12 protein-coding genes are annotated in these 9,826 nt (G+C 44.0%); 2 read left to right on the top strand and 10 right to left on the bottom strand.

What is annotated here, in order from left to right; all coding sequences use genetic code 11:
• The 6 genes from MiSe_RS44580 to MiSe_RS44605 all read right to left on the bottom strand — a co-directional run.
• On the bottom strand, nt 1-1,987 hold a 1,987-nt coding region (locus tag MiSe_RS44580; protein WP_226593013.1), incomplete at its 3' end, for a molybdopterin-dependent oxidoreductase.
• A 102-nt stretch (nt 1,988-2,089) separates the two neighbouring features.
• Complete coding sequence (locus MiSe_RS44585; protein ID WP_226593015.1) at nt 2,090-2,734, bottom strand: histidine phosphatase family protein; 645 nt, start codon at nt 2,732-2,734, stop codon at nt 2,090-2,092.
• Nucleotides 2,735-2,771: 37 nt separating this feature from the next.
• Nucleotides 2,772-3,314 (bottom strand): Uma2 family endonuclease, encoded by a 543-nt coding sequence (locus tag MiSe_RS44590; protein WP_226593016.1) that lies wholly within the window; start codon nt 3,312-3,314, stop codon nt 2,772-2,774.
• Between the two features lie 318 nt (nt 3,315-3,632).
• Nucleotides 3,633-4,106, bottom strand: coding sequence for a hydrogenase maturation protease (locus MiSe_RS44595; protein ID WP_226593018.1), 474 nt, complete (start codon nt 4,104-4,106; stop codon nt 3,633-3,635).
• A 76-nt stretch (nt 4,107-4,182) separates the two neighbouring features.
• Nucleotides 4,183-4,500: an antibiotic biosynthesis monooxygenase family protein gene (locus MiSe_RS44600; RefSeq protein ID WP_226593020.1), complete on the bottom strand. Its 318-nt coding sequence runs from the start codon at nt 4,498-4,500 to the stop codon at nt 4,183-4,185.
• A gap of 220 nt (nt 4,501-4,720) precedes the next feature.
• Entirely contained in the window at nt 4,721-5,374 is a 654-nt protein-coding gene (locus MiSe_RS44605; RefSeq protein ID WP_226593022.1) for a pentapeptide repeat-containing protein, read from the bottom strand.
• Nucleotides 5,375-5,479: 105 nt separating this feature from the next.
• On the opposite strand from MiSe_RS44605, the gene MiSe_RS44610 reads away from it, so the two are divergent.
• On the top strand, nt 5,480-5,749 hold the full coding sequence (locus tag MiSe_RS44610) for a DUF2442 domain-containing protein (RefSeq protein WP_226593024.1): 270 nt from the start codon (nt 5,480-5,482) through the stop codon (nt 5,747-5,749).
• Nucleotides 5,750-5,845: 96 nt separating this feature from the next.
• Here MiSe_RS44610 and MiSe_RS44615 read toward each other — a convergent pair whose 3' ends face one another.
• A complete protein-coding gene (locus MiSe_RS44615) occupies nt 5,846-6,301 on the bottom strand; it encodes a DUF7689 domain-containing protein (RefSeq protein WP_226593025.1) in 456 nt (151 codons plus the stop codon).
• Nucleotides 6,285-6,641, bottom strand: a complete 357-nt coding sequence (locus tag MiSe_RS44620; RefSeq protein WP_226593026.1) for a hypothetical protein — start codon at nt 6,639-6,641, stop codon at nt 6,285-6,287. Before MiSe_RS44620 ends, MiSe_RS44615 begins: the two co-directional genes overlap by 17 nt.
• A 52-nt stretch (nt 6,642-6,693) precedes the next feature.
• Here MiSe_RS44620 and MiSe_RS44625 point away from each other — a divergent pair, with 52 nt between their 5' ends.
• Entirely contained in the window at nt 6,694-6,921 is a 228-nt protein-coding gene (locus MiSe_RS44625; protein WP_226593028.1) for a hypothetical protein, read from the top strand.
• Here the strand turns inward: MiSe_RS44625 and MiSe_RS44630 are convergent, their stop codons facing one another.
• Both MiSe_RS44630 and MiSe_RS44635 read right to left on the bottom strand, forming a co-directional pair.
• Nucleotides 6,922-7,827 (bottom strand): abortive infection family protein, encoded by a 906-nt coding sequence (locus MiSe_RS44630; RefSeq protein WP_226593029.1) that lies wholly within the window; start codon nt 7,825-7,827, stop codon nt 6,922-6,924.
• 183 nt (nt 7,828-8,010) lie between these two features.
• On the bottom strand, nt 8,011-9,606 hold the full coding sequence (locus MiSe_RS44635; RefSeq protein WP_226593032.1) for a nickel-dependent hydrogenase large subunit: 1,596 nt from the start codon (nt 9,604-9,606) through the stop codon (nt 8,011-8,013).
• Nucleotides 9,607-9,826 lie beyond the last annotated feature (220 nt).

A 9,826-nucleotide genomic window follows, 5' to 3' on the forward strand; every position in this document is an offset into this window, starting at 1 on the left:
TGCCTGTCTGATTTCCATCTTGTGGGATAGACATCTTGCCTGTCTGATTTCCATCTTGTGGGATAGACATCTTGCCTGTCTGATTTCCATCTTGTGGGATAGACATCTTGCCTGTCTGATTTCCATCTTGTGGGATAGACATCTTGCCTGTCTGATTTCCATCTTGTGGGATAGACATCATGCCTGTCTGATTTCCATCTTGTGGGATAGACATCTTGCCTGTCTGATTTCCATCTTGTGGGATAGACATCATGCCTGTCTCTCCTTCCCCACAAGAGAAATGCAATTTATCTGCCAATTCTGGCTTCACTCGCCTTGCCAATTCCATAAATACTTCCAATTCCGGACGCGCTTCGCCAATTCGATGACCGGGTATTTCCGGACTAAAAATCACCCGCCTTTCGGTGCTAGTTTCCGTTACTCCGCCAGGAATTTCATAGCGAGTTGTTGCCGGAAGTAAAACCACTGTATCTGCCGGTTCAAGCAACATCTGACTGGAAAGTACAATATCCATATGTACCCGCAACGGCACTCGTTTTAAAGCCGCTTCCACATAATCGGGTTCTGGCAAAACTTCCAGGAAATTTCCCCCGACTGAAAACAGCACATCCAGCTTATTTTCATACGCCGCATCAATCATTTCTGTTGCTATCAGTCCCTTGCTACTAGGAACATCAAATCCCCAAATCTTACTCAAATCGGCAGCATTTTCAGCCGTAATCTGTTTACCCCCTGGAAAAGCTGTCGCATAGCATCCCATTTCTGCACCACCCTGCACGCCAGAGTGACCCCGAATTGGCATTAACCCGCACCCTTCTCGCCCGACAAATCCTTTAGTTAAAGCGAGATTAATGATAGAACGCACGTTATCTTCACCGCATTCGTGTTGGGTAATTCCCATACTCCAAACGAAAACGGCTTTATTTGCTTCCCCGACCATTTTGGCGAAGGCATACATGTCCTCTTTAGTCGCACCGGAAACTCGCTCTAATTCCGACCAAGATTGCGTATCGAGGGCGGCTTTTAATTCGGCAAAACCTGTGGTATAATTACCAATAAAATTCGGAGCGATCCAGTTATTTTCAATCAGGTGTTTGAGCGTGCCATTGAGAAAAGCAACATCTCCGCCGACATTGACTAAAAAGAAATCTTCGGCGAATTTAGTGCCAAATAAAGCACTTTCCACAATCGAAGGAACCCAGTAGCGTTCCATTCCCGGTTCGCGGTAGTTGTTGATGCAAACTATTTTTGTCCCCGCTTTCTTTGCCCAGTGGAGATATTTAACTGTAACCGGCTGATTGTTGGCGACGTTTGAGCCAATAAACACTAATAAGTCTGTGCCGATCCAATCTTTATAAGAACAAGTTGTTGCAGCGACGCCGAGGGATGTTTTCAGCGCAGCGGTGCTGGGAGAATGGCAAACTCGCGCAGCATTATCGATGTTATTTGTTCCCATCGCCCGGACTGCTTTTTGCACGGCATAATAGGTTTCATTCACAGTGCCGCGACTGGTGATATAAAAGCTGAGTTTGTCAGGAGTGGACGAAGAGATGCGACTAGAAATCAAATCTAAAGCTTCATCCCAACTCACCCGTTTAAATCCCTTTTCCCCACGTTGGCGGATCATCGGATAAGGCAATCTTCCCAAATCGCGTAATTCGGCGCTGCGCTTACTTTTTAATTGCGAGACATCCGCTAAAATTGCCGGATCGAATGCTGGCATTGTATTCATCCGCAACAGACGCAAACGCACGTTGCACACATGAATGCCATCTGTTGTCCAATCTTTCATTCCCGTTGTGCCTAATGCACACCCATCGCACACGCCCTTGTTGAGGACTTCCCACGCATAAGGTAGGTTGTCTCGCGACATCCAAATTGCGCGAAAAACTTCCCAATAATTATTAGGATATTGTTCGCCGATGCCGAAGGGTTTCCAACTTGCCCAGTTTTTGGGTGTCCAGTTTTTTTTGGGTTTGTTTAACATGGCAGTATTTCAATAGACTATAAGTTTTGATTTAACAACCAAAGCGCTAATTTTTCAAGCTAACAATTCATCGACGGATATGCTCAACCCCGATGGGGGCGATTAAGCATATTGTTCAAACAGATGAGAAGTTATTATAGGGCTAAACCAGATATCTGAATTATATAATTGTAACTTGAGGATTGCACCGTTCGGTAATTTAAATGAGTCGGCAAAATCTCGAAACCGACGCATACTCTCGGAACTAATCTCAACTGAATTAGTCAGCCATGACCATAAAACTGCCCGCATGAACAGTCCATGACTAAACACAGCCACAAATTCTTCATCCAACTGCTCAATTTGCTGCCGCAAATATCGAATGCGGTCGATTAAATTTGCAAATGATTCCGCGCCGTCACCATCGACGTAGAACGGATCGCATTGTTGCCAGTAAGCTGCGACCTTTGAACGGCGTTCTAGGTTAGTTGTTGGCTGACGGCGATCGAGGGAAAGATATGTGAATTCCTGTACAAACCATTCCGCTTGTGGAGTAGATGAAAAGCGTTCAATTGTCAGTTGTGCTGTTTGCTTAGTGCGTAGGTAAGGCGAGGTAACTATTAAGGATGGCTGTTGAGTAAACGATAAGGCTATTTGTTTAGCTTGCTGATCCCCCCGATCTGTAAGTTTGATAGCGAACGGATCGGAGGTAGGTAAACCAGCGTTAGATTCACTCTCGCCATGTCTAATAAACCAGACTGTAACCATTGTAGGAAGTTGATTTTTAGCAGAAGATAGCAAGTTTTTAAGCCAACAATTCATCGACGGATATGCTAAACCCTTGGAGAAGGATTTGAGTGCTAGCTACCTCACCTAAATTAAACAATCTCTGCTGCTGTTGGGTGATTGCTAAAACCCACTGACTTTCCGGAAAAACTAGCCAAACTTCTTGACAGCCGGATTCTAAATATTCTCTGACTTTTGTAAATACTTCTTCCGCTTGATCTGTTGGGGAAACAATCTCAGCAATGAGAGGGAAACTCTGAGGTAGGACGGTAAAATTGACACCAAATTGTGTCAGTAGTTCTGGTGTGATGTAGGAAACATCAGGACAACGCCCTCGCCCTACTGTGCGACAAGGAGTTTCGGTGTAAACTTCTCCACCTTGATTGCTGGAAATGATGTAATTTCCCCAATACCTAGCGAGTCTAGCTTGAATTCGACCCTGTTTTGCTGCCATGCCGTTTTTCTCGACTAATTGCCCATCCACCCATTCTGTCTTATCGGGGGGATTGAGCATATAGTCTTCTAGGGTCAAGACTTTTGATATTTCTGTAGTGGTTAACATTGGTATTTTCCTTGAGAGTGCTTACTAATATTATCGCCGCTTGAGGATATTAACTGTGAGGTAGGTGCGATTCGCGCAACCATATACAGCGGATTGCTTGCTGAGTGAGGTACACCTTTGTTTGTGTAGCGGCACCATGCGCGGGTGCCGCTACACAAACAAAGCGATTTCGCTGTACCTCAAGCGGCTGCAAGCCGCTGTAAGGGGCGGGTTTAGTTAAATTGTTTGTTTTTGCCCAAGGTTATTGGTAAAACCCGCCCCTACGATACCTGTATGTTGATGTGTAGGATTATCAAGATAAATTGGGAATATTGCTAGTCAATTTCCTGCATAATTCCTAATAATTTCAGTCACTTCTGCAAAAACAATATCGGCAGCCCGCTTAACAGCCGAACTTAATTCTAACCCAAAATCAAGATTTTCCGCTTCAATTAAATAAACCGTCACTTCTTGAGGAAAATCATCTTTAAAAATCTTTCGCCCCGCAGCTAAAGCATTATCCCAGCGAAAATCATGCAAATTATAACTTGGTTCCGGCAAGGCTTCTAATTCTTTTCCTGGAACTTTAAACACTGCACCCGGTTCGGAACCAGTCGAACTCGCATCAATAATGACTAAATGTTTGCTACCCCTGGCTTGAAACATTACTTCCATTCCCGCCGTGCCGCAGTCATAAACTTGGACATTTGGATAAGGATTTTCGGCAAGAAATTGCTGGAGGCGCTGGGCAATAATTGCACCTACAGCGTCATCATTTCGATTGAGATTACCGCAACCAATAATAGTTAGCATGGGATATTTTTCAACTTGAATCGCTTAACCGCTTAACGCTGTTATTTTTACATCCAAAATGGCGATGCCAATCGGATCAATACACTGTATCATCGCGACTGTTTTGCCAAACATCTGCGTAGTGTTCTACAACTGGAAATGGTTCATAGAAGTGGTGCAGCAAGGAACGCCATTCCTGATACTGAGATGATTTTCGAAATCCAACCGTGTGAGCTTCTAATGTTTGCCATCGTACCAGCAAAATATAACGGTTCGCAGTTTCCAAGCAGCGTTTAAGTTCGTGAGAAACGTATCCTGGCATAGTTGCAATAATGGTTGAAGCTATTTTGAAAGCAGCTTCAAATTCAGGAGCTAAGCCAGGTTTAACATCAAGGATAGCAACTTCCAGAATCATAGGCTAAAACTTCAACTCAACGCTGCCTTAATAATACATCTAATATCATGTCGGGTGGTATCGGTAGTTGAGCCTGGGCGGGTTTATTTATACTTGGCGCTGCATTCAAAGATATCTCGTAAAACCCGCCCCTACTCCCGTCAAATACTATACACTTGAAACTATTGAAATAGAGAGCGATCGCTTCTCTATTTAATTTGCCTAGTGGGAGTCGTCAGAACTAGCAATCTCGGTTTGAAATCGTTCCATCAGGCATTGTTGTTTTACAGAACTTGGCTCGCTCTATCAAAGCTCCCTTTAAGCTAGCACCATCGAAGTTAGCTTCAGTTAAATCTGCGTCTGTGAAATCAACATTTGGCAATCCGATCTCACCCACTGGCGTCAATCCAACGTATCTAAAATCAGCACCAGTTAGATTCGCCTTTCTAAAGCTTGTACTAGCGAGATAAGTACAAGTTCCAGCGCCACAACGGAAATCTGCCTTCTCCAAATTTGCGCGATTAAAAATAGCATTTTCTAGATTGGCTTGCCGCAACACAGCTTGTTTAAGATTAGCATTGGAAAAATTAGCATTTCTTAATTTAGCTCCTCCTAAAACCGCATTTTGAAGGTTTGCCCCTGAGAAATCTGCATTGTTGAAATTTCTCAATGCTAGGTCTTGGTTGGATAAGTTACATTTCTGACATTTATTAGTCTCTCTCTCCAAAAATCTTTGCTTTTTAATATCGGGTGTATTCGACCATAGAAATATAACGATTGGCAGAGTCACTATTCCTGCTACATAGCCCAGACAACCTATGGCACACGAACGAGTATCGATCCATTGGCGCGAAACAGGGCGTTGAGGTACATCTCGATCTGAGTTTGGCATCATTCTAGAAGATAGAACTATTTCGGAATAGGATACACTTTTGAGCAAGAGTTCGCCATGCTGTAACCGTAGTACAAGAAAATCAACAAATTCTACTGGAGGCTTGGTATGGGTATTTTGGCAATTCGAGCGGATGAGAGAGTTAAGAATGTCAACTTTACAGACGAAACAATTAGCGTAGATCTGATGGATGGACGAACTATTACTGTTCCGTTAACTTGGTATCCAAGATTACTTAACGCTACAGAACAACAACGAACCAAGTGGGTTCTCTGTGGTGGAGGTTATGGCATTCATTGGGAAGAGATAGATGAAGATCTCAGTACAGAAGGAATGCTCAGAGGCGCACCTGCTCCCAGAGCTTTTGTCTCTACTTGAGATTGTGATGGAAATGCGATCGCATCCATCAATAACCCTACTTAAGGAGCGATCGCTTCCTATCTGGAAATGCGATCGCTTTCGAGGCATATCGCCTCACAAAATAGGCCGCTTTAGAATTTGCCTCACAGAACCGTACATCTCACAGATCAACCCATCTAATTCATGCTCTATATCTTCCCATCGTCCTAGTTTACTCGTCCACTTACCATTGGGTAATTGTCTAGCTGCGTGGGTTGGTTCGCCATCAGGTGTAGCGTAGATTGCTATCTTCTCAAAACCTGGTTCTAGGTCTGGGCGATCGCAAGGACTAAATCCAAGAGTTTGATAAGCTTGAATAAAAGCTTCTATCGTTAATTCTGCGGGTACGCCATCAGGCCAATAGTAGGGATTGTCTGGTTCCAAAGGATTCCACCAACGGTCATCTTCACCTGCTGCCCAAGCAAAACAATTGTAATTTCTTGACTGGGAACTGGTGATGCGATATCCAGTAGCAACTAAGTTAGGGAATTCGTCTTCTTTGTACTTTTCCAACCTACCATCTGTAGCCATTTTCTTTTCCCCACTGTATCCATGCTGCTGCCATTTGCTGCAACCTGCCACGCTGTTCTGACTGCACGGGATTTGCTCCTGTAATCGCTTGCAATGCCCAAAACCAATGATCCGGTTCTCTCTCTATTTCTCGCAAAATCAACGGGACGACAGGTTGACCCATGCCGATTATTCTTTGGTAAGCGGGGTGCATGGACATTTTTGTAACTAAAGACATCATGCCTGTTTCCCGTCGCCATTGTTCAGCCAGTTGCAGGAATGTTGACTCTAAATCTGAAGTTTCTAGCAGAGGATAACAATAAGCAGAATTTAACCGATCGACTTTATAAATTCTTTCCACAATTCTAAACCTTGGTATTTTTTGAAACTGGTACTCTGATTATATAAAGTCGGTGGATAAAAAAGGCGATGGGTGTATGCGATCGCGACTCTCCGATCAAATCGGGGACATGGGAAGTGCGATCGCATTCATCCCATTGACTCCAATCGCATCATGGGAAAGTAAGCGATATGCCATCCGGTACGCTGCGCGAACGCACTTCACCGATAAGCAACGAATGCAATTTACTCTCAAATTGTTGAATTTGGTGCGTTACGCTATCGCTAACGCACCCTACTGACTACGGCTTATCATTTCGTGACTCATGGGTTTCAAACAGAAAAATAGCCAACGTTGTTGCTGCGCCTGCGGCAAGTTTAGCATGTCTTGGCGTAAGTCCTTTTGATTTAGCCGATTTGCCATGACCAGTGCCATAAGAATTTCGCAGTTCCGCTAGTCCTTGTGTTACTGTCGCAAGGTTGCTGAGTAATCGCTTTATGACTTCTGACGCTTTTGCTGTCTCTGGAATATCATCAGGAGTCAACTTTAATTGTTTGTAGGTTTCTTTGACTATTTTTGTTAATTCCCAATTGTTGTCAAATTCAACACCACGCTCTTGAAGAATTGTTTTGCAACAGGTTTCAACCAATTCTTTAGACGTGCCTATGGCTAAATCTGGGTCGTGTGGAATCGCAGCTTCAATACGATTTAATTGGCGGCTCAAATATTCTGCATTGCAAAGTTCTTGTTTTTTAGCCAAATTTACGCTTAATGGCACACCTTCTATTTTGCGCCTGCCCGCATATACGGGGTAGCCTGAGATTTTAGACCGTTCAATTATTTCCCAGCCATCAACTGCTAACAATTCATTGAATAACTGGCGCAATTTCTCTGTTTCTTGCTGGTCATTTCTAACAACGGGGTGAATCATTTCGCAGAGAAATTGCAAAAATTTTTCATCATCGCCACGTAACAAATTAAATCTCTCGTCTGTAAAAACCCAATCATCATCCCAGTCTTGTGGATTGTTTATTCGATGTTGCCAAATATCGCCAGCCGCATTTTTGAAGCGGGAGTCGTAAGATGGCATTTGTTCTAGAGCAAAAATCCGCGCCAAAAAATCAGGTTCGTCCAAACCTCCAGACCAGTTGGTGTTTTGAACACGAAGTGCGTCAAAAATATTTCGACGGGTAGTTTCGGAAATCATCTTGAAGTGAATCAGTGCGCTGACTTAAACATCTTCACTATTTATTATGCCACATTTGCTTATGGCAAAATCCCAACCACGTCGCTTGCTATGTCTAGCCCGAACCGCGTAGAGCGATCAAAAACACAACTAATGGCTAACCGAACAACAATTAGCCATTAGCCATTAGCCATTAGCTATTTTCTACGCAGTTCTAAAACGCGCTAATTCCTCCCCAGTTTTCGCATCGTGAGCGTGAACTGTACAAACCAAACAAGAATCAAAAGATCGCGCGACGTGACCAACTTCCACCGGATCGGTTGCATCTTGAATTGGCGTCCCAATTAATGCTTCTTCAATTGGCCCTTTTGCACCTTCACCGTCGCGGGGGCCGACGTTCCAAGTCGTGGGCGCAATCATTTGGTAATTCTTAATTTTGCCGCCTTCAATTTCCACCCAGTGACACAAAGACCCCCGTGCCGCTTCAGTTGCACCCCATCCCCGACCATCTTTTTCTGTTGGTTTGATATACCAAGGATCGTTGAGTTTAAATTCGCGCAAGCAGCGTTCGGCTTCTCGATACAACTTGACAAGTTCGTGAACTCGTGCTAATTGCCGCAGGTGAATATTTGCCCCACCCATTTGTTTGAAAGCATCGAGAATAAACCCATCATAATGTTGCCAAGATTCCCCATGTTTTCCGCCTGCAACTAATTGACGCGCCAACGCACCTGCTTCTAATCTTCCTAAATCTTGGTGACGTACCGCAGTTGACCAAGAATAAGCATTCTCGAAATCTTTGGTATTTTTCTGAATCGGTTTAGTTGTCCGGTCGAAAGGATGAACGTCTGCGTTGCCTTCTTCATACCAAGCATGGGCGGTATTTTCGCGGGCAAAGGTATGATCCATTAATCGGTGAGTGTCGGTGAAACTGTCGTACACGCCACTCTTCATAATTACGGCAGAATTGCGACTTTCAATTGTCGGTTTTTGATATCGATCTTCGTGAGGTAAATATCCCCAAGTGACGTATTTGCCCACGCCTGCGCCATATTTATCTAAACCGATATCTAACCCCATGCGCCAATAGAAACCTAAATCGGAATTGGCATGATTGGGATTTTCATCAATCCACGCCATGAAGTCGTCGTAGGTTTTAATTTCTTCATAGCGTTCTAAGGAACAACCCAACCAAACTGGTTCTAACCAATTGGTTTTGAAATATTCCAAAATCGACCAAGCGCGGGTAATATCGGTTAAAGTCGGGGCGCACATAACGCCGCCGGGAACCATGTAACTCGAATGAGGCCATTGTCCGCCTAATAATGCGTAAATTTCGACGGGTTTGGCGGAAATTGTCACGCCTAATTCGTAGGATTTGCCGGTGAAGGCGGCGAAGCGTTTTACCGCTTCGTCGTAAAATGGACTGTGCTGGTATTTTTTATGGGTCAAGTCTATGGCAAATAAGCCGTAAAAATAGCGGGGAATGCTTTGAATCGTTTCCGCTAATTGACCTAAGTTTCTGGCTAAAATGGCGTTGCGGGGAACTTCCGTACCCCAGGCGGTATCTAATGCCCAAGAAGCACAAGTTAAGTGGGAACCGCCGCAAATTCCGCAAGCGCGAGGGGTGACAATTAATCCAGCTTGGGGGTCTTTTCCGCGTAAGATAATTTCAAATCCTCGGAACAGTTCGGCGTGCGTCCAAGCGTTGGTGACATATCCATCTTCGATTTCGACGCGGACATCTAAATCGCCTTCTACTCTCCCAACTGGGGAAATGTCTAATGTTTGTACTGGCATAGGTTGGTTGGTTGGTTGGTAATTGCTAATTGCTAATTGCTAATTGCTAATTGCTAATTGCTAATTTTTCTAGCCATTAGCCATTAGCCATCCTTGCTAATTGCTAATTGCTAATTGCTAATTTTTCTAGCCATTAGCCATTAGCCATCCTTGCTAATTGCTAATTGCTAATTGCTAATTTTTCTAGCCATTAGCCATTAGCCATCCTTGCTAATTGCTA

It is taken from the genome of Microseira wollei NIES-4236 (genome assembly GCF_020521235.1).
GTDB classification, from domain to species: domain Bacteria; phylum Cyanobacteriota; class Cyanobacteriia; order Cyanobacteriales; family Aerosakkonemataceae; genus Microseira; species Microseira wollei.

Excerpts from the sequence above, each read along its gene's own strand:
- MiSe_RS44630 (WP_226593029.1), bottom strand. The coding sequence starts at position 7,827 with ATGATTTCCGAAACTACCCGTCGAAATATTTTTGACGCACTTCGTGTT.
- MiSe_RS44605 (WP_226593022.1), bottom strand. The coding sequence starts at position 5,374 with ATGATGCCAAACTCAGATCGAGATGTACCTCAACGCCCTGTTTCGCGC.
- MiSe_RS44585 (WP_226593015.1), bottom strand. The coding sequence starts at position 2,734 with ATGGTTACAGTCTGGTTTATTAGACATGGCGAGAGTGAATCTAACGCT.
- MiSe_RS44610 (WP_226593024.1), top strand. The coding sequence starts at position 5,480 with ATGGGTATTTTGGCAATTCGAGCGGATGAGAGAGTTAAGAATGTCAAC.
- MiSe_RS44590 (WP_226593016.1), bottom strand. The coding sequence starts at position 3,314 with ATGTTAACCACTACAGAAATATCAAAAGTCTTGACCCTAGAAGACTAT.
- MiSe_RS44635 (WP_226593032.1), bottom strand. The coding sequence starts at position 9,606 with ATGCCAGTACAAACATTAGACATTTCCCCAGTTGGGAGAGTAGAAGGC.
- MiSe_RS44600 (WP_226593020.1), bottom strand. The coding sequence starts at position 4,500 with ATGATTCTGGAAGTTGCTATCCTTGATGTTAAACCTGGCTTAGCTCCT.
- MiSe_RS44595 (WP_226593018.1), bottom strand. The coding sequence starts at position 4,106 with ATGCTAACTATTATTGGTTGCGGTAATCTCAATCGAAATGATGACGCT.
- MiSe_RS44615 (WP_226593025.1), bottom strand. The coding sequence starts at position 6,301 with ATGGCTACAGATGGTAGGTTGGAAAAGTACAAAGAAGACGAATTCCCT.